This window comes from Streptomyces sp. NPDC090741, assembly GCF_044769045.1.
In the GTDB taxonomy this organism is placed as follows: Bacteria; Actinomycetota; Actinomycetes; order Streptomycetales; family Streptomycetaceae; genus Streptomyces.
On the sequence record NZ_JBIVXF010000011.1, the window covers coordinates 1 to 18,258 of the forward strand.

Here is an 18,258-nt window from a genome sequence, read left to right on the forward strand (position 1 = left end):
CCCGGCTACGCCGGGTAACCCCCTGGCCTTCGGCCAGGGGGCTCGGGCCTTCGGCCCTTCGCGGGAGTGAACGGCTTGCCTCGGGCTTCGCCCGAGGCTCCCGGGCCTTCGCCCGGGAGTGCCGGGGCTGCGCCCCGGGGGCAGGGGGCTGCGCCCCCTGCTGGGGGTGGCCCGGGGCCGGCGCGCCCTCCGGGCGCTTGGCCCGGTGGTGGGGTGGTAAGTGGCCTGGTGGTGTGGGGTGTTGGCCGTGGCCTGCGGCCCCGGCTCGGGGTGGGTCGGGTGGTGGAGGCGGTGGGGGCGCCTGCGGCCGGCCTTCGGTCGGGCGCGAGCGGCTCGGGGTGTGGGCTCCTCCGCTTCGCTCCGGAGCCGGTGTGTGGCCGGTGTTCTGCGTGAGTATGTTTGCTGTTGTTACCGCCTTTTCGATGCTTTGGATGGTGACTCATTGTAGTGGTGTTGAAGTTTGCAAGTTACGAAGTGACTGGCAGTCAGAACCCTTCGGCGCGTGGCGCGTTCTCGGGACAGGGGCCGGCGGCAGCGGGCACGGTGTACGGCGTGGACGGTGTGAAGGAGACGGAGCGCGTGCCGGGGATCTCGACGGTGACGGTGAAGCTCGACAAGGCGGTGGCGGCCGAGGCCCGTACGCGGGCGGAGGACGGCAAGCGGGCGCGGGCGGTGCTCTCGGCCGAGGACCGCTGGTTCACCCACCGGCTCCCCCGGGAGGAGGCGGCCCGGGTCCGGGCCGCCTGGCGGGGCGAGGTCGAACGGCTCCGTGCGGCCGGGGAGTTGCTCGACACCCTCGACGTCCTGGCCGCCTTCGGCGTCCGCGCCGAGCTCCAGGCCCGCGGCTGGGACCACGACTGGCCCCCGCTCCCGCCCGAGGCCCCCGCCGACAACGGACGCTGGCCCGGCAGCCGCGACAAACGCTTCACCGGCTCCCTCACCCTGCGCCTGCCCGCCGAGCTCGCCACCCGCACCCGCGCCGGCTGCTGGGACATCTCCAAGGCCGCCGTCGCCGAGCTCCGCCGCTGGCGCGACCGCAACCCCGGCACCGTCCGCGACATCGCCCAGCTCAACCTCTACGAGCAGCACGCCGCCAACGTCACCACCCCCGGCGACATCTGGCGGGCCGCCATCCAACACGCCCTCACCACCGCGCCCAGCAGCGCCACCTGAGCCGCTCCCCCGCGGGCTTCGCGGTGGCCGGCGCCGGACCCGGCCGGGGGCGGTCCCGCCAGGCCCGCCCGGGCACCGGCTGGGCCACGGCCACGGCCTTGGGAAGGCGGTGCAGACCCAGGCGTGGCGCCGGGGCGCAGCAGGAGAGCCCGGTACGGGGCCAGCAGCAGACCGCCGGGGCCCGGCCTCGCGGCGGGGTCAGGTCGCCGGCAGCCCGCCGGGGCCAGCTCGGGACCGGGAAGCGCCTGGGCCCGGAGCCCGGAGGGGGCCGGCGCCGAGGCCCGCGCCAGGAACCGGGCACGGCGCCGGGGGCGCCCGGGACCGGCGGGGCGCAGTATCCGCGCAGGTCACAGGGGGGACACCACGCCGGCCAGGGCAGCCAGCCCGGCAAGGTCCGCGTACGCGGTGGCGTACGCCTTCTCACCCGGGTTGTCCGTCCACGCCACGACACGGCGCGAGCGCTCACGCCACCCCGGGCCGGCCTGCACCCGGGTACCCCACCGACTGTGGCCGTCCGCGCAGACCGTGCACCCCAGCCGGCCGCTGATCTCCCAGACCTCCGGATCGGCGGTAAAGCAGGTCGGGCAGCACCCCTCGAACCAGGCGGGCGGGTGGCACGGCTTGACCTCCCAGGCCGTGATGATGATGTGGCCGCAGTACGAGCACTCGATCCCGTACAGCGCGTTCCGGTCGCACCGCGGGCAGTGCCGGCCCTCCGGAACCACCGGCGGGACGTCCTCGGACGCTTCGGCCGGGGCCGGCTCGACAGCGGCGGCCGGCCCCTCCAGGTCGTCCGCCGGGCCGGCGTCCGGGACGTAGCCGCCCTCCGCCTCCCAGCCCTCGACCGGGTCGCCGGCCGTGGTGACCATGTCGAACAGGCCCTCGCAGGCGCGCTGCGGGGCGATCACCTCGACCTCGGTGTTCCCGCCCGCGGTGACCACGACCGCCTGCGGGTGCTTCTTCCCGTGCAGGAGCGGCAGGCACACCGCCTCATCCCGCCGGGCCCGCCGGCCGCCGATCGTGGCCACCACGACCGCCGAGGTCGTACCCCTCCAGCCGTTCCAGGCACCGGAGCCCACCCGGTTCGCCCACACCTGGCCCGTGTACGCGACGCCGGCCACCGTCCAGGCCAGCATCACGCCCGGGGTATACCCGGCCGGCGCGAACTCCTCGACGGCCGGCGGCTCGAACTGCCACATCTCCGGCTGGCACGCGCTCCACGCCGGCATCCCCTCGCCGCGCTCTTCCACCTCGGCGACCAGCTGCTCCGCGAACGCCGCGAACCCGTCCCGCGCCCCCTGGCGCGCGCCGTCGGGCACCGTGGGCAGCGAGAACGCCATCCGGCCGTCCGCCGACTCGATCCGCAGCCGCTCGCCCTTCCCCGTCACGTACACGCGTCCGGCGGCGGTCGCGCCAACCAGGCGGCGCGCGTTGTACGGAGTGCCCGCCGGCACCGTCTCCGGCGTCTGCGCACCGGCCCGGCCCCGCCCCTGGGCAACGCGGGCGCCAGCCTGACCGGGGAGCAGCCCGAGGGCGATGGGGGCGGTGACGCGGCTCCCGCCGGTGCGCCCGCCGTTGCCCGTACGGCTGATGGTCATCGGCAGCCGGGCGGCACGGTGGGACAGCTCCATGAAGGCTCCTTGGGGTGTGGGAAAAGGGGGCGCAAGGCCAGGTGTTTCCCCCTCCCTTGCAAGAACTAATTTACACCTATCAAACACTGGAGATCAACTTTAATGTGTCATTGCTTGAGGGTGCCCCATCCGATCCGGCGAAGACCGCGGGCCCGGTGCGCCGGCGACATCAGCCCGGGCCTCGGCCCAGACACCGATGCCGAGCACTACGCCCTGGGCGCCCACCTCGCCGACGGCGCCGCTCAGGTCCCGCCGGCCCCCGACCGGTAGCCGGCCGGCCATTCCGGTGCCCGGCGCAGAGCTGAGGCGCCACCGGCCTGCGCGAGAACACCGCGGCACCGGCCTCCGGCCGGACCGCCGCCGGCTCTGCCCGTCGAGAAGATACGCGCACTGCAACAGCGCAACGTCCGTCTCCACACGCGGCTCCCTGAAGGGAGTTTCCGCAGGTCAGACGTGCAACACGGGCGATGTTGCAGTTGTCGTGTTGCAGCGCGGCATGGCGCTGTTGCAGGTGGTGGCCGGCGTCGACGCCGCGGCCGCGACGGGCCCAGGACGGTCTCGCCCGGGGCTGCTCCTTACGGCCCCTCGTCGAGGAAGCGCTCCAGTACGCCCGGGTCCAGCAGGTCGGTCCACGCGGTGCCCGGGAGCAGCGGCCCCAGGTCCGCGGCGAGCTGTTCGGCCTCCTCGGCGGTGGCCGGCTCCATCGCGCGGCGCAGACCGCGGGCGTGCCGGCGGTCCATGGCCAGTGGGCCGGCGTGGTGGTCCACGCCGGCCAGGTAGCGCAGCGCGGGCGGGGTGAGCACCACCGCTTGGGCGGTGAGGAAGTCGATCAGCTGCGGCAGGGCGCGGTCGTCAGCTGCGGCCAGCTCCGGGCGGCGGGGGGCCGGCAGGCTGATGCCCTCCGCGATCTGCTGCCACGCCTGGACCCGGGTCGGCGCCTCGCCGTCGCCGCAGTCGGCTCGGCTCGTGCCCAGGAGCAGCGAGCGCAGGGTGATCACCCGCAGCGCCGGATCGTCCCCGGCCGGCCGCTGGGAGCGGGGGACCAGCAGCCGGCCGGTGAAGCTCTGCCGCAGACCGCGGGCGCCCGCCAGGAGCTCGGCGAGGGTCTGCTCGGCGGCGAACTTCGCCATCGCCTGAGACGGCTCGGTGGCGGAGCAGCCGGCTTGTCCCTGGAACGTGCCGTCGGGCAGCGGCCATCCGGCCTCCCACCGCCATGCCTCCCCGGACGCACCGTTGGTCTCCCCGAGGGGCCACACCGGCCGGTCCCAGCCGGGCAGCAGCGGGCGCTGCGCCTTCGCGGGACGCAGGCGGGCCTGGATGCCGTGCGCGGAGCCGGGCACGGGCCGGCCGGCGGTCAGGACCTCGCCGGCGGCGGACCATTGCAGCGGCGCCGGGTCGGGGCGGGAGACCCGCAGCAGGCCGGCTGCCGCCCGCGCGAGGACCTCCAGGACCGCACCGCGCAGGGCGTCCTCGAACACCTGCGGCCAGGTGGACGGGTCCTGGGCGGCGAGTTCGGGGACGGCGAGCATCCATACCCGCAGCCCCGCGGTCCAATCCGGGCCCGCGGCCAGCGCCTCGCGCAGCGTCCGCCCCGCCGGCCCGGCCGGGTTCTCCAACTCCTGGCGGCCGTCCGGATGGTCGGCGTCGTGCAGGCGGCGGACCAGCTCGCCCGCCTCGACACCCAGGCCGGCCGCCGCATCACGCAGCCGGCCGGCGGTCAGTGGGCGCAGCAGGTCCACCAGCCCGTCCACCACGGTCGCCGCCTGCCACGGGGTCGCCGGCACGGTCACCGACAGCGCCGGCCAGTCCTGGGCCGCGGTCTCGAGGTCCCCGGTGCCGATCTCGTGCCGCGGCACCCGGTCCACGGCCGCGAACACCGCCTCCAGCAGACTCCGGGCCGGGCCCGGTGCCGGCTCGGGGGCGCCGGTGAACGCCGCCACCGCCACGGGGAGCAGCTCTGCTGGGCAGTCCAGCGCCGCGGCCGCCGCCCGGATCCGGGAGAAGTCCGCCGCCGTCGAGGGAAGTTCCTGTGCCACCCGTTCACCGTACGGACCACGCCTGCACGCGGTGGCCCGAACCGGCAGACCGACGGCGCGGGCAGATGCGGTCCGCGCCCCGGCGTACGCCTTACGACGGTGCCGGAAGGCGGCCGCAGCTCATCCAGCCCCGCCGAGTACGGGCGCCGGCGGCCGGGCGGGGGTCAGGCCGGACGCGGCGGGATCCGCGGGTGAGGTCCGGCGTACCGGGTGCGGGCGTCGCCGGTGAAGGGCTTGGCCAGGCCGCGCGGGAAGGGGCTGTTCACCCCGTCGTCGGGCTCGAAGGTGGCCCACACCACGAGACGGGGTGCTGCGGTGCTGCGCAGGCGGTGGTGGCGGTCCGCCTCCTCGACGTCCACCAGGGGCCCGATCTTCGTCCACTGCGTGCTCCGGGAGACCGGAGGCCCTTCCTCGCTCCAGGCGGTCCAGTACACGTACGGGAGCGGCAGAAGCCCACGCAGCCGGCGTAGGCCCTCGGCGTACCGTGCCGGGCTCATGCCCAGGTACGAGAGCTCGCCCCGGTGGCGGGCCAGCTCCGCCGTCCCCCCGGCCTCGAACCGCCAGTGCAGGTACGCCGCCTGGGTCTGCATCAGCCGCTCCGGCACCCGCAGCGCGCTCTCCATCGACCCGAGCCAGCTGTTGCAGCTGCGGCACACCACGCCGCGCACCCGGCCCGTGACCGCGTCGTGGTCGACAGCCGCCGAAGGACGGCGTCGGCACAGCTCGCAGTCCGGGTGCCGCTGGAGCAGCCGGGCCCGCTCGGCGTTCGACATCCGCGCGTACACCAGACCCGGATCACGCCGAGCCCGCCAGCGGGCGGCGGGCACCACCGGCACCGGAACCGCCCGCGCACCGTGCGGTGGATTCAGCACCCCGGCGGCCGCGACCTGGTGACCGCCTCCAGCGGGAGCACCGTCTCCGGCGGCCCCGGGTTCGGGTTCGGGTGGGCCGCCGGGGGCGGGGGCGGCCGGCGGCTGGGGAGCAGGGCGGGCACCCGCGGCACCGCGCCCTCGGCCCCGCACCAGACCGGCCAGCCGGGCCCACACGTTCATCGCTGCCTCCCACCAGCACAGTACGAGCCCGGCAACGCCCCGGAACAGGGCGCGCCCCCGGCGGCTGCGCGCCCCCTGGCCCACAGTCGGCCACACCCCGGACTTCCGCCCGCTGCCGCTGCGGAAGACGGGTTGACGCGTGAGCACCGCCGGCAGCCCTGCTCCGACGAGCAGCCCGACGGCTCGCCCCGCGGCGGGCCGGGGCGAGCCGGGGCGAGCCGGGGCGAGCCGGGGCGAGCCGGGGCGAGCCGGGGCGAGCCGGGGCGAGCCGGGGCGAGCCGGGGCGAGCCGGCAACCGGACGGTGACCCGGACCCCGGCCAGGGCGCAGCGGGAGGCGACCGCCCGCGCGGACGGCCGGGCGCAGCAGCCGGCGGCAACGCACCGGGGGCTCCGCCGTGCGGTACAAGCACCACGGCGCCCGTGGGAGGCCACCCGCGGGGCCCCGCGTGGGCGGCCGGGAGACCTGCCGGCGGGCACTGGCGGGCTGGGACAGCCTTCTCTCGCTTCCGGCATCCGGCCTGGGAAAACGTTGCGAGGCCGAAGCCGACGTCGGTCTGGACGGCCGCGGCCGGCAGCTCGCGCCGACGGTCCTCGTCCTGCCACGATCGGGGGCTCGCACCGGGCCGCCGGCCCACCCCAGCACCCCAACTCCCGTACGGAGGCGCCATCATGTCCGCTCCCCCGCCCGACCCCGCGTCCGCCCCCGAGCCCTCCGCGCCGCCGCCGGCCGCCGCCACCGCCCCGGGCTCGCCGGCCGCCAGCGGGCGCCTGGGCGCGGCCGAGGCCGCGATCGTCATCACCGCGGTGACCGTCCTCGCCGTCCTCGAGCGCCCCGTCCCCGCGCTCCTGACCACCCTCGCCGCCGGCACCCTCCTGGTGCTGCTCCCCGGCCGCGCCGGCGGCCGGCTGCTCGCCGTCCTCCACGCGCTCACCGCCCCCCGCCCGTGAACCGCACACCCGACCGCACCACCCGCTCCCGCCCCGGCGCCGAACCGGCCGAGCTCGCCGCCCTGCGCGGCTGGCTGCGCGCGAAGAAGACCGCCGCGCTGGCGGCCGCGAAGGCCGCGGGGGCGCCGGCCAACTACCAGTACCTCGCCGACCGCGCCTACGAGGTCAGCCGGAAAAGCGTCTGCCTGCTCGGCGAGAAGGACGACTACGTGGTCAGCGCCTGCACCCTGCGCCAGGCCCTTGACGGACGTCTGCCCACCCGGCGCACCGCCCGGGCCTTCGCCCTCGGCGCCGGAGCCGACGAGGCGACCGCCGACCGGCTGTGGGCGGCCGCCGACCTCGCCGTCAACCCGCCGCCGCGCCGGCCCGCCCCGCACGTCCCCGGCGCCTTCACCACCCCGGCCGGACTCGTCCGGGCCATGGACCGCGTACGCGTCACCGCCCCCCGCACCAGCCTGCGGGCCCTCGCCGAGAAGGCCGGGCCCGCTCTCTCCCGCAGCACCCTCCACCGCATCCTGGCCGGCCGGCAGATACCCACCGCCGGCCAGCTCGCCGCGTTCGCCGCCGCATGCGACGCCGGCGAGGCGGCCACCGCCGCGCTCCTGGCCGGCCACCGGCGGATCCTCGACGGCCCGGACCCGCCCTTCCCCCACCCGTGCGCGGAGGCCGAGTGGGCCGCCGAGCGCCGGCACCGCGACGAAGCCGCCCGGCCCTGGCTCGCCGAGCCCGAACGCGACTGGTACGACCAGCAGCTGCACGACGAGCAGGAAGAGGACTACCAACGCCGGATCGACGAAGCCGAGGCCCTCCTCGACGAGCTCGCGGCCGACTCCCACCCGGCCCCCGCGGGGCCCAGCCCGGCCGACAGCGGTCTGCACGCCGAGCTCGCGGCGATCGAGGCACCGGCGCGGCCGGCCTACGACACGTGGATCGGCTGTCCTCCGGCACCGGACCCGCCCGGCCCGGACCAGCCGTAAGCCCCAGACGCCCTGCAGGGGTGCCGGGACGGGTCCGGCCGGACCCGGGGTACGGCGGCCAGGCACCGGCCGGTAGGGCGCAGCGGGCGGCCGCCGCGGCCGGACGGCGAACCAGCGGCAGGCCGGCGGGGCGTGCGGTCTCGCGCGGCCGCGCCCTACCGGGCGCTGAGGGTTGCCGACCAGCCGCTGCGGCTGAAGTGGCAGGCGCCGTCCGGATCGACGCGTACCGCCGCCCCCGAGATGGGCAGATCGCCGTCGATGACGAGCCAGGTGCGGATGCGGTCCAGTTCGTCCCACAGCCGGCGCGGGCCGCCCTGGTGGACGGTGGGGACCTCGCGGGCCCCGGCGGCCGTGGCCCGGGCCCAGGAGCCGTCCGGGTGCAGCATGTAGGCGGTGCGGGAGCCGTCCGCGGCCGTCTCCATGCGGTGCTCGATGCCGGGGACGGTGAGCTCCAGGGTGGAGCGCACGTCCCAGGTGCTGGCCACCCGCATCACCGGGTAGCGGCCGGTGGTGACCCACTCGCCGTCGGCCTTCCGTGAGGTAGCCCACAGGTCGGCGGTCTCCGGCGTGGTGGGGTAGTCGTCGCCGTGGCGGGTGCGCATGAAGTCGGCCGGCTCCGGGGCGACCCGTCCCGTGGCGCCGCCATCCGCGGTCTTGTCCGCGACGATGAGCAGCCCGGTTCCCGACAGGGTGGTCACCATGCGGCCGCCCGGGGCCAGCGCGGTCAGCCAGGAGGCGGGGATGGCCGAGACCGAGACGGTGGAGACGATGCGGTCGTGGACGCCGGGGAGTTGGCCGGTGATGTCGCAGACCTCTAGGTGCGGCCGGTGCCTGGCCGCGGCCAGGCGCTCGCGGGCGGCGTCGACGAGGTAGGGGTCCACGTCCACGCTGGTGACCCGGCCGTCGCCCAGGCGCCGGCATGCCAGGGCGGTTCCGTAGCCGCTGCCGCAGGTCACCAGGACACGGGAGTCGTCCGCGAGGACGGCGTGCTGGTACATCTTCACGACCAGCGCGGGCAGCGTCGCCGACGAAGTCGGCCACGCCTCCGGGACCACGGCCGCGGGCGCGGCGTGGTCGGCGTGGTGGGGGCCGACGCGGGTGATCACACTGCGGGTGTGGTCGTAGGCGCTGCTCATCCACGCGTCCGGGTCGCCGGCGCCGTCGCGCAGTTCGTAGACCCACGTGCCGTCCCGCTCGACCGACGTCCACCAGCGGGGCACGAACAGGTGCCGGGGCGTTGTGGCCAGGGGGCGGTGCCAGCGGGACTCCGGGCGTACGGTCGCGTCGGCCATCCGTGTGGCGTGGGCTTCCCAGCCCGCCGGCGTCCACTCCATCAGCAGGGCACCTTTTCAGAGGAGCGCGGGCACGGCGGCCGCGGGCGAGCCCGTCATCGCCGGTGCGTAGCCCATCGGGTCGCAAGGGTCGTTCTTGCCGGGGTCGCACGAGTCCGAATTGGAGGGCTGGCAGTCGGGGTGGCAGGCCGTCGGGCCCGTCCGCCGCAGGACACTGCCGCTCGCCTCGGCCCAGCGCGGGCCGGACAGCACCTGGTCCAAGCCGTCGTCCAGGACGCTGCCCGCAGTCAGGAAGCGCCCGATCTCGCAGACCGCCACCTCGCCGCCCGGCAGGACCACGGCCCGCTGGTCCCCGCATCGCCCGCACAGCTCGGCCGTGGACGGCAGCGCGGCGGACGCGGCGTTGCCGACCGCCCGCACCTTCCCGACGTGGACGTCACGAACGCCGAGGGCCGCAAGCTCCGTCCGGGCCCGCTCGGCGCGCGCCGGGTCGCCGGCGTCGAGGACGGCGACCTTCAACGCGATGCCGCGCCGGACGGCCTCGACGATGTTGGCGCGCGTCGCGGTATGGGAGCCCTCCCGGCCGGTGACTGCGTCGTGCTCGGCCGCGACGCTGCTGTGGTACGTCGTCGCGAGCCGGACGCCGGGCTGTTCCAGTAACTCCCAGTGCTCGTCGCGGATGCGGACGAGGTTGCTGTAGACGCGGACACGCAGGCCGGCGGCCAGCGCGTGGTGGGCGATCGAGGCGAAGCCGGAGTGGAGCGTCGGCTCGCCGCCGATCAGCTGGACCTCCTCGGCACCGAGTGCGACGGCCTGGTCGATGGTGCGGAACCAGTCGCCATCGCTCATGCTGCCGTGGCCCCGTGTCGGCCCTGAGCCGGCGTAGCACAGCGACGGGCAGGTCAGCTGGCAGCGGCCGGTGATCTCCAGCGATAAGAACCGCAGCTTGGCAGGGGCCTCGATCGTCATGGCGCGATCGTAGGCCGCGGCACGTCAACGCGTCCGGCGATACGGCTACTTCGGCCGGTAGTCCCCCTGCGCCCGGCCGGGGCTTAGCCCCGGCGCGCGCGGGGCGGCCCCCTTCCGACGGAGTGCCGGAAGGGGGCCGCAGTCCTGCATGGGTCAGTCCGCCTGGGGCCGGCGCGGGGCGGGGCCGTTCCTTCGCTGGGGGTCGCGCTTGCTCGCCTTGGCGGCTCGCTGGAGTGCGCGGAAGGTCCGGCTGCCTTGCGCCTTCTTCAGGTGGGGGATGTTGTTCGCGGCCAGGCCGAGCGTCTGGGGCCCGTACACCGCGAGCAGGTCCGACGGTGTCTGGGAGGTGTAGCCGGCCTCCTCGACGGCCGCCTCGTCGGGGAAGACGTCGGCGTGGGGGTGGCGCAGCGGGTCGATGAGGTCGTCCTGGGTGCCTCCGTAGGAGTAGCGCCAGTGGAAGTTGGCCGGCGGGTCCGGCCGGGCCCAGCGTTCTAGCAGAGCGACTTGCTTGGTGTAGCTGTAGAACGTCACGTGCGGGGCGCTGCGGAAAACCCGCAACCACGCCTTCAGGTACGGGACCGACCAGTAGTCGCCGGCGTCGTGCACCCTCACGTGGACGCTGCGGCCCTCGGCAGCGCGGTAGCGGCGGTGCTGGAGCTCCTCGGTCATCTGCGCCTCCCAGCCCGGGAGGTCGTCCATGACGTACTGGAGGTTGCGCTGGTGCGCGGCCAGCACGGTGCCGCGCTGGAAGTGGCCAGCCCGCGCATAGCACAAATCGGCACAAACCCCGGCCGTTGGGCAGGCGTTGTAGTGGCGGCCGTCGGGCAGTACGCCTTCGTGGGCCGGCAGCGTCCACTTGTAGATCCGCTCCGTGGCGCAGCTGGAGCGCATCGGCAGCAGCAGGAACCGGGGGCGTACGGGTCCAGCGGCCTCCTGGGCGGACTCTGCTCGTGCCACAGGCGCAGAACTCGCGGTGTCGTTCACCTACATCCTCCCGTCGTTGTATCCAGCCCTCGGGGCGTCGCCCGGGCGGTGCCCGGCGGGGCTGGCGTACTGATCTTGGGAACGGATGCCTGTGGACACGGACCCAGCAGCCCACAGCGAGGGGCCCGGCGGACGGCGCGGACCTCGGGCGATGTCGGCGTGCCGGCCGGACCGTGTCGGCGCCCTTCGCTTGCGGCGGTTCGGGCTCGGGGAGGGCGCGGCAGTGCGCTCGGCGGCGGACCAGCCGGGCCGGGGCCAGGGAAGCGGGCGGGCCGGCCGACGGGCGGCGGGGTGGCGGCGGGGGCGTTGCGGATGGAGTCGCACGAGGTGGCCCGGCTCCGGCGCGGCTTGACCCGGTTGGCCCCCGACCCTGCTCGACCCTGCGACGTTGGCATCTTCCCCGGCGGCCAGGCTGGTCCCGCCGCCACCGGTCAGCAGCGTACGGGCGGCCGGCTCAGGAACGCCGGCCCAGGGTAGGCAGCCCCGCCGAGGCGGTCCGTACGCTCCGGCCGCGGCGCGCGGCCCGGCCGTCCTTCAGGATCCGCCGGGCCCGCGTCCGCCACGCCTGCGCCTCCTCGGCGCGGCCGGCCCCCCGGTGCACCGCGGCGACTCGCAGCACGGCGGCGCGCGCCCGGGCCGCCAGAGCCTCGGCCACGGCGGCCGTGGGGCCCTCGACCCGTACGGCGCCGGGGGCACCGCGCAGGCACAGCACCAGGCGCCGATCCGGTTCGGCGCCGCCGAGGTCGCGCACGAACACCCAGGCCCGCGACGTACCGGTGCCGATCTGCGCGAGGCGCTCCAACTCGGGCCACGTGCACGGCAGCAGGACGTCCTCCGGCACGGCGTACGGCGCCGGCCGCCAGGAGGCCGCCCGCGGGGCCCGGTCCTCACGGCGCACCCGTACGCCGATCACCGGCCAGGGCCCGCCGGCGAGCGCCGGGTGCCCGATCTCCTCCCCCGCCACCCGCTCCTCCGTACCGCTCGACCCCGGTCATCGCAGTATCGCCGCCGGCCCCCGCCCCGCACCGGGGTTCGCGAACACCTGGCCGCCGCGGCCGGCGCCGGGTGTTGCCACCTCCCTGGCAACACCCGGCGGCGCGGGAACGGGCGGCCGGGGTGTTCGTGCAGACAGCAATGGCCGCCCGGGCCTGGGGCCCGGGCGGCCAGGGGGACACCCGTTGCTGCGTGCGGGGGGCCTCAGCGGCCGGGCCCGCCCACCGTGCGCGCGGGTGCTTCAGGTCGCCGTCATGCTGCGCGGGGCCGGGGGGTTGTCGCCGACGAAGCGCAGGATCCAGGGCGGGACCTGCCCCATGTCGGCGTGCTGGGACGTCCAGATCTGACGGACGGTGCGCCAGCCGGTGATGCCGTCGGCGCGCACCTCGTGCCCGGTCACCTCCATGCTGTTCCAGCAGGGTGCGTCGTCGCCGGCCTGGAACCAGCGGGCGCGGAGCCTGGTCGGGCGGAACGTCGCCTCGTCGGCGGTGAAGTCGGGGCCGCACCGCTCGCCCTGCCACAGCCGCTCGTAGGAGTTCTGCGGAGGCTTCGGCTGCCCCGTCTTGTCGAACCACACCACCTCGTCGAACCGCTCCATGGTCAAGCGCGGAGCGAACTGCTCGGGTTCGGTCTGTGCGTCGGTCGGCTGGGTCATGTGCTCGTGTCCTCCTGGTGGTTCGGGATCGCAGCGTCGCGGGACGCGCTCGCGCGGTTGCCCCGTGGCGGCCGGCCCGCGGTCGTGCGGCGGGCCGGCCGGGGCCTTGTGGGGCGCGGCTCACGGGCTGGCCGAGCGGGGCTACTCCCCGCCGGGGTGGAAGGTGGTGGTGCCCCGGGCGAGGTCCACACGGATGAACTCGCCGAGCCGGGGGCGGTAGTGCACGCTCAGCACGTCGAGGTCGACGTCGAGGCCGTCGAGGTCACGCCGGAAGATGCTGCCGACGTACTGGTCCTGCGCCCCGGAACCGTGTTCCCTTACGCAGCTCGCGCGGGCGCCGAACCCGCGGGTGCGGGGGTCGTACCGGAACAGCACCTCGACGACCTCGTCCACCCGGGAAGTGTTCAGCGCGAGCCCTTCCCGTACCCGGGAGGGGAGCAGTGCCTCCACGCGCTCGGCTGCGGCCCTGCGGGCGGTCCTGGCTTCCACGGGGCCCTCATCTCGTCGTCGGGGCGCAGCTGCGGCGGGGCGGGCGGTTACTGGGCGTGGGGGTGGAACGCGGCCAGGGGCTCGGGGAGCTGGCGGGTGTAGATGCCTTCGAGGCCGGAGGGCGCGATCAGGCCCCAGGTGAAGGTGTCGGTGTCGGTGTCGGCGTAGAACTGGCCGCGCCGGGGGTGGGGGGCCGTGTACGGGCGCAGGATGCCGACGCCGTAGACCTCCAGGGTGCCGTCGAGGAATCCGTCCTGCTGGGCGTCGGTGGCGTCGGGGCCGTACTTGTAGAACGTCTCGTCGGCGACGACGGCGAGGACGGGGGTGAGGTCGTCCGCGACGGGGCCGAACATGCTGTGCCAGTGGGCCAGGTCGGCCATCGCCTCCGCGCGGCTGGAGCGGGTGGAGCGGTAGCGGACGCCGTCGCGGTGGTCGGGGACCTCGTCGGTGTCGTACAGCCACGCCTCGACCTGGTGCTCCGCGTACATGCCGTTGCCGTTGTGGCGGCGGCGCAGGAACCCGAACGGCTGGCCGTCGACGGGGACGGGGTGGCGCTCCGTGCAGACCTCGCAGGTGATCCCCACGTGGCGCAGGACGCGCTGGAGGCGCGGGAAGCGGGCGAAGCGGGTACCGCAGTTGCAGCAGGTGTACACCTCCCAGCTGGAGGGGTTGGCGACCGTGTCGTGGTTGCACCGCGGGCACGAGGCGGAGGTGTTGCTGTTCCAGTCGAGGACCATGCGGGATTCCTTCGGTAGGGCGGGGCGGAGGGCGGCGCGGCGGGCGTCAGGCGCGGGTGTAGGGGCCTCGGAAGCGGGCGGGGATGCTGGCTGCCGGGGCCCCGGCAGCGGGGAGGTCGGCCGGGGCGTTCTCGCGGTCGTGCCAGAGGCCGAGGGCGATCTCGTCGGTCTCGGCGTCGCGGGCCTCGCGGGAACCCCAGGCCGACACGGTCACATCGCCCTCGGTGAAGGTGGCGACGCCGTACAGGACGTCGAGCGGGCAGTCGTAGTGGGCGACCACGATGTACGGGTAGGCGCCGAGGTCCCAGCCGTCCGCGCCCCACTGGGGGACGTGCTTCCAGCCGATGGGCAGCTGCCTGATCCAGTCGAACCCGTCGCCCTCGTAGAAGTCCTCCGGGTAGTCCGGCAGGGCCTCGGCCGGAAACTGGTCATCGGGGAAAAGCGGGTGCGGCATGTGGTGGTCCTCCGTGATTTCCCTGCGGCCTTGTGAGAACTAATTTACACACATCCGCTCGCCCGAGTCAAACTTTAATGTGTCATGTGGAAGAGAGGTCGCGCGGTGGGCCCGTCATCGCCGGGCGGCCCTCCATCACAGCCGCGCGCGGGGCTGTCGAGGCGCGGCGCCCGTCGCCGCCGGACTGCAACGCGGGCACGCAACGCGCGGGCACACGGCCACCCGATAGTGGTTTACGCAGGTAGAGGGCGCAACGCGAGGTCCCGTTGCATCGGGCGTTGCAGTCCCGACCCCGGCCGTGTTGCAGGGTGGCGGCGCGGGGATGCGCGGGCGCGGCGGCGGCCGGCGATGGCGGGGCGCCGTGCGACGCAAGGGCGTCCATGATCCATCATTGACACATTAAAGTTTGACTCTGCCGGGGGTATAGGTGTAAATTAGCTCTCATGAGGGAGGGGGAAACGCCCCCGATCCCCGCCACCGAGAGGGTCACCCATGAGCATCGCCATCGCCCGCCCGGCCGCCTACCGCGTCCTGCCGGTCCTGCGCATCGCGGCCCTGGTCCTGGCGTTCCCCGCCCTGTTCAGCGGCGCCCCTGCGCTCCTGGTCCTGGCGCTGGTCACCATCGGCGGCCTGGGCGTCTGGATGCTCGCCATGGCCCTCGGCAAGGGCGGCGCCCGCCCGGGCACCCTCCCGAGGCGGGCCACCCTCGCCCTGATCACCGACGGCCTGGCCATGATCGCGGCGGCGGGCTTCTTCATCGGCGTCCTGACCACCGGCAGCGTCATCGACGCCGCAAAGACCTTCCCCGGCTTCCTCGCCATCGCCCTCTTCGGCGGCCTGAGCTTCCTGCACCACAAGGCCCACCGCGCCACCCGCCGCAACCGCCGCCGCTGACCCGGCCGGGCCGCGCCCCCGGGCGCGGCCCAACCCAAGCCCCCGCCGGGGCGCACCACCGCGCCCCGGCCCCGCACGGCTGCCGAGCCCGGGCTGCCGCCTCGCACCCCGCCCAGATCTCTCGGGAGAAGCCATGACCAGCAGCGACAAGACGTCCCGCGTCCGCATCAACCCGCGCGACACCACCACCGAGCCCAAGCCGACCGGCCGGCCCACGCCGCCCACCGCAAGCTCCCGCGTCCGTATCAACCTCGGCGGCCGCAAGAAGTAGCCGCCCCTGACATCCCCTCTCCCGGCCTGTACTGCGGGCAGGGTCCAGCACGCCGACCCGGGGCGCGACCCGCCCAACCCCAAGCCCCCGCCGGGGGCACAGCACCGCACCCCCGGCCCCGCCCGGAGGGAAGCCCCGATGCGCACGCTCACACTGGCCGACAACCCCGCCACGTTCCTCCTGACTCCGCGACCGGCCACGAAGTCCCAGTACCTGGTGTACGAGCCGCTGCCGCAGGGCCTGACCCTTGATGACGCCGTGCTGCTCCACGCGGACCAGGTGCGCGCCGGTGACCTCGTGATCGCCGAGTTCGGCGGCACGGCAGCCGCCCGTGTCTCCGTGCACCTCCCGGCCCCCTACCTGGCAGACCCGCACACCATCTCCGGCTGCCCGTGCGAAGGGTGCAACCGCTGCAAGGACTTCGACGGGGCCGAGCCGCACACCGTGCCCGGCCGCGACACCCGGTGGGTCTGCCTGGCCCCCTCGGAAGGCTACGAGCCATGCGCCGTCTACGCCGTCCCCGCGCCGCTCGCCGTCATCCCCGCCGCCGTCGTCCAGGCCCGCACCGGACAGCCCACCCCGTAGGCCGCACGGCCGGGGCGCAGCACTGCGCCCCGGCCCCTCACTCCGGAGACACCTTGAACCACACCGCAGAGTCCACCCCCCGACGCACCCCCGAGCAGGTCATCGCCCACCAGGTGAAGGTGATCGGCACGGCCGTTGACCACCTGGACGCCACCGACCGCACCACCCTGCTCGGCCAGCTCGCGGACACCACCATCCGCGACCGCTTCAAGGCCGACCCCGAGGCCCTGGCCGAGCTGCTCCGCACGGTCACCGCCGACTCCCCGGCCGGGCTGCGCTACAGCTCCTTCGCCGGTGCCACCGGCCTCCTGCGCGCCGCGGGCAAGACCCCGCCGCAGTAGGGGGCGCCGCAGCCCGCCAGGGCGCCAGGCCCCCTGTCCCCGGCCGAGCAGACGGCCGGGAGCCGCTGCCACTGCGCGGTGGCGCGGGGCACCCAAGCGACCGATGAACGTGAGGAGTCCGATCACCATGAACACCCCTGTGCCGAGGACCGGCAAGAAGAACCGCCGCAAGGTCAAGAACGCCCGCACCGGCACCGTCGGCAGCAAGATCCTGCCGGGCCGCTACAGCGACGAGGGCGAGAAGGGCCCCTGGTTCCGGCGCCTGGTCCGCCGCAGTGAGAACCGGCAGTGGCGCAGCGAGGCGGTGCGGGACCTGCCCGCCGGCCCCCTGGCCGCCGACGACGAGGACCTTCCGCGCTAGCGGGCCCTGCCGCACCGCCCCCGCCCCCGCCCCCGCCCCCGCCGCCGCCGCCGACCGACTGGAGACCCGCACTGATCTACACCGAAGCCCAGGACCTGTACCCCGGGGCCGTCGTGATGAACGGCCCGCGCCTGGACACCGTCGCCGCCGTCACCCGCGAGGGCACCCCCTTCGGGCCGGCCGTCCGCCTCACCTTCGAGCCGGCCGAACCCCACACTCCGGGCCGCACCTCCCGGCACGAGCCCGACGAGCAGTTGCTGACCACCGCCGTGCCGAAGGTGGCGTGGGAGATCCGCTACCACCACCGCCCCGGCCAGTACCTGCGCGGCACCCCGGCGCAGCACTCCTCGCGCCTGTCCGCCCTCTACACGGTCCGCGACTTCTACGCCCACCGCGCGCCCCACCTGGTCGTCGACGAGATCGTCGAGGAGCACTCGGTGACGACGTACACCCCCATCCAGCTTCAGGACCTGCCCGGGCCGGGCGAGCCCACCCCGGCCCCGCCCGGCGAACGCGGCTACCGGGGCTACGGCCTGCACCGGCTCGGGCCCCCGGTCCTGGCCACCGGCGACGCCGTCCGCGCCCGCCTCGCGGCGCTCCAGGAACTCCACGTCCGCGAGCACGGCCCCGTCCGCGAGGACCGCGGCGTGAGCGTCCGCCAGCCCGCGGAAGGCGACTTCACCACCTGCGGCCGCTGCGTCACCGGCCCGTACGGCGCGACGGTCTTCGAGGTCACCATCGAACGGACCTACGACCGGGTGACCCTGGACGACCTCCCCGCCGGCTGGGACTACGAGCTCGGCCCCGAAATGGCGTACGCCCGCCACCAGCTGCTGCGCTCCGCGCGGCCGGCCGTGGCGCACCGCGCCGCCTGACCCGGCCCCGGCGCCGCCCCACCGATGCGGGCGGCGCCGCCGCGCCCCTCCCCCACCGCCGACCCGAAGGAGACAGCTTGCTGTACGCCGACGAGACCAGCAGCGACGCCCTGGAACCCATCTACGCCCACCGCCGGGACGTCGACCTCGAGATGGCCGAGATGCACGCCGCGGCCGACGCCTGGCACGCCGTGCGCGACCGCGGGTACTGCAACCACGGCTCCGCCACCGGCTACCGCAACCCGCCCGTCTACGAAGTACAGAAGCTCCTCAAGCCCGGCCAGCTCATTTGCACCGCCGGCTGCGGAACGATCTTCACCGACGACGAGGACTGGTACGCCCAGCTCGACGACCCGATGGCCAACCCCCGCCCCCTGCCCGGCCACCCCGCCCACACGCCCGCCCTGGCCACCGGCCCGGCAGGCACGGCGGCCGCTGCCACGTCCTGAACTGAACGCCCCGGGGCACGGCCCCGGCCGGGCGCAGCGAGCGCCGGCCGAAGACGGCCCGCGCGCAGCCGTCCGCCCCGGGCCGTGCCCC

21 protein-coding genes are annotated in these 18,258 nt (G+C 75.4%); 10 read left to right on the forward strand and 11 right to left on the reverse strand.

Going from position 1 to position 18,258, the window contains the following annotated elements:
- Window positions 1–552: 552 nt before the first annotated feature.
- Window positions 553–1,173 carry a hypothetical protein gene (locus ACIQU4_RS27310; RefSeq protein WP_403735850.1) on the forward strand — a complete coding sequence of 207 codons (621 nt, stop codon included), beginning with the start codon at window positions 553–555 and terminating at the stop codon, window positions 1,171–1,173.
- Between the two features lie 347 nt (window positions 1,174–1,520).
- On the opposite strand, the gene ACIQU4_RS27315 is transcribed toward ACIQU4_RS27310, so the two are convergent.
- The 3 genes from ACIQU4_RS27315 to ACIQU4_RS27325 form a co-directional block, all read right to left on the reverse strand.
- Window positions 1,521–2,804 (reverse strand): hypothetical protein, encoded by a 1,284-nt coding sequence (locus ACIQU4_RS27315; protein ID WP_403735853.1) that lies wholly within the window; start codon window positions 2,802–2,804, stop codon window positions 1,521–1,523.
- A gap of 575 nt (window positions 2,805–3,379) precedes the next feature.
- Window positions 3,380–4,840, reverse strand: coding sequence for a hypothetical protein (locus ACIQU4_RS27320; protein ID WP_403735854.1), 1,461 nt, complete (start codon window positions 4,838–4,840; stop codon window positions 3,380–3,382).
- A 164-nt stretch (window positions 4,841–5,004) separates the two neighbouring features.
- A complete protein-coding gene (locus ACIQU4_RS27325) occupies window positions 5,005–5,613 on the reverse strand; it encodes an endonuclease domain-containing protein (RefSeq protein ID WP_403735857.1) in 609 nt (202 codons plus the stop codon).
- A gap of 949 nt (window positions 5,614–6,562) precedes the next feature.
- Between ACIQU4_RS27325 and ACIQU4_RS27330 the strand changes: the two genes are divergently transcribed.
- The gene (locus ACIQU4_RS27330; protein ID WP_403735860.1) at window positions 6,563–6,841 is read left to right on the forward strand and encodes a hypothetical protein; all 279 of its coding nucleotides are present in this window, start codon (window positions 6,563–6,565) and stop codon (window positions 6,839–6,841) included.
- Window positions 6,838–7,818 carry a helix-turn-helix domain-containing protein gene (locus ACIQU4_RS27335; protein WP_403735863.1) on the forward strand — a complete coding sequence of 327 codons (981 nt, stop codon included), beginning with the start codon at window positions 6,838–6,840 and terminating at the stop codon, window positions 7,816–7,818. The genes ACIQU4_RS27330 and ACIQU4_RS27335 overlap by 4 nt, the downstream gene beginning before the upstream one ends.
- Before the next feature lie 155 nt (window positions 7,819–7,973).
- Here ACIQU4_RS27335 and ACIQU4_RS27340 read toward each other — a convergent pair whose 3' ends face one another.
- The 8 genes from ACIQU4_RS27340 to ACIQU4_RS27375 form a co-directional block, all read right to left on the reverse strand.
- Complete coding sequence (locus ACIQU4_RS27340; RefSeq protein WP_403735865.1) at window positions 7,974–9,152, reverse strand: methyltransferase domain-containing protein; 1,179 nt, start codon at window positions 9,150–9,152, stop codon at window positions 7,974–7,976.
- A gap of 15 nt (window positions 9,153–9,167) precedes the next feature.
- Window positions 9,168–10,079 carry a radical SAM protein gene (locus tag ACIQU4_RS27345; protein WP_403735869.1) on the reverse strand — a complete coding sequence of 304 codons (912 nt, stop codon included), beginning with the start codon at window positions 10,077–10,079 and terminating at the stop codon, window positions 9,168–9,170.
- A gap of 153 nt (window positions 10,080–10,232) precedes the next feature.
- On the reverse strand, window positions 10,233–11,063 hold the full coding sequence (locus ACIQU4_RS27350) for a hypothetical protein (protein ID WP_403735872.1): 831 nt from the start codon (window positions 11,061–11,063) through the stop codon (window positions 10,233–10,235).
- Window positions 11,064–11,517: 454 nt separating this feature from the next.
- A complete protein-coding gene (locus ACIQU4_RS27355) occupies window positions 11,518–12,027 on the reverse strand; it encodes a hypothetical protein (RefSeq protein WP_403735875.1) in 510 nt (169 codons plus the stop codon).
- A gap of 270 nt (window positions 12,028–12,297) precedes the next feature.
- The gene (locus ACIQU4_RS27360) at window positions 12,298–12,711 is read right to left on the reverse strand and encodes a hypothetical protein (RefSeq protein ID WP_403735878.1); all 414 of its coding nucleotides are present in this window, start codon (window positions 12,709–12,711) and stop codon (window positions 12,298–12,300) included.
- Between the two features lie 141 nt (window positions 12,712–12,852).
- Window positions 12,853–13,200, reverse strand: a complete 348-nt coding sequence (locus ACIQU4_RS27365; protein ID WP_403735881.1) for a hypothetical protein — start codon at window positions 13,198–13,200, stop codon at window positions 12,853–12,855.
- A gap of 47 nt (window positions 13,201–13,247) precedes the next feature.
- Window positions 13,248–13,937 carry a hypothetical protein gene (locus tag ACIQU4_RS27370; RefSeq protein WP_403735884.1) on the reverse strand — a complete coding sequence of 230 codons (690 nt, stop codon included), beginning with the start codon at window positions 13,935–13,937 and terminating at the stop codon, window positions 13,248–13,250.
- Window positions 13,938–13,983: 46 nt separating this feature from the next.
- The gene (locus ACIQU4_RS27375) at window positions 13,984–14,391 is read right to left on the reverse strand and encodes a hypothetical protein (protein ID WP_403735887.1); all 408 of its coding nucleotides are present in this window, start codon (window positions 14,389–14,391) and stop codon (window positions 13,984–13,986) included.
- Window positions 14,392–14,883: 492 nt separating this feature from the next.
- On the opposite strand from ACIQU4_RS27375, the gene ACIQU4_RS27380 reads away from it, so the two are divergent.
- The 7 genes from ACIQU4_RS27380 to ACIQU4_RS27410 all read left to right on the forward strand — a co-directional run bounded on the left by ACIQU4_RS27380 (window position 14,884) and on the right by ACIQU4_RS27410 (window position 18,167).
- Complete coding sequence (locus tag ACIQU4_RS27380) at window positions 14,884–15,285, forward strand: hypothetical protein (protein ID WP_403735890.1); 402 nt, start codon at window positions 14,884–14,886, stop codon at window positions 15,283–15,285.
- A 133-nt stretch (window positions 15,286–15,418) separates the two neighbouring features.
- On the forward strand, window positions 15,419–15,556 hold the full coding sequence (locus ACIQU4_RS27385; protein ID WP_403735893.1) for a hypothetical protein: 138 nt from the start codon (window positions 15,419–15,421) through the stop codon (window positions 15,554–15,556).
- A gap of 138 nt (window positions 15,557–15,694) precedes the next feature.
- Window positions 15,695–16,141 (forward strand): hypothetical protein, encoded by a 447-nt coding sequence (locus ACIQU4_RS27390; RefSeq protein ID WP_403735896.1) that lies wholly within the window; start codon window positions 15,695–15,697, stop codon window positions 16,139–16,141.
- 53 nt (window positions 16,142–16,194) lie between these two features.
- Complete coding sequence (locus ACIQU4_RS27395; protein ID WP_403735898.1) at window positions 16,195–16,482, forward strand: hypothetical protein; 288 nt, start codon at window positions 16,195–16,197, stop codon at window positions 16,480–16,482.
- A gap of 127 nt (window positions 16,483–16,609) precedes the next feature.
- Window positions 16,610–16,843, forward strand: a complete 234-nt coding sequence (locus ACIQU4_RS27400) for a hypothetical protein (protein ID WP_403735902.1) — start codon at window positions 16,610–16,612, stop codon at window positions 16,841–16,843.
- Between the two features lie 116 nt (window positions 16,844–16,959).
- The gene (locus ACIQU4_RS27405) at window positions 16,960–17,718 is read left to right on the forward strand and encodes a hypothetical protein (RefSeq protein WP_403735905.1); all 759 of its coding nucleotides are present in this window, start codon (window positions 16,960–16,962) and stop codon (window positions 17,716–17,718) included.
- A gap of 77 nt (window positions 17,719–17,795) precedes the next feature.
- Window positions 17,796–18,167 carry a hypothetical protein gene (locus ACIQU4_RS27410; protein ID WP_403735908.1) on the forward strand — a complete coding sequence of 124 codons (372 nt, stop codon included), beginning with the start codon at window positions 17,796–17,798 and terminating at the stop codon, window positions 18,165–18,167.
- Window positions 18,168–18,258 lie beyond the last annotated feature (91 nt).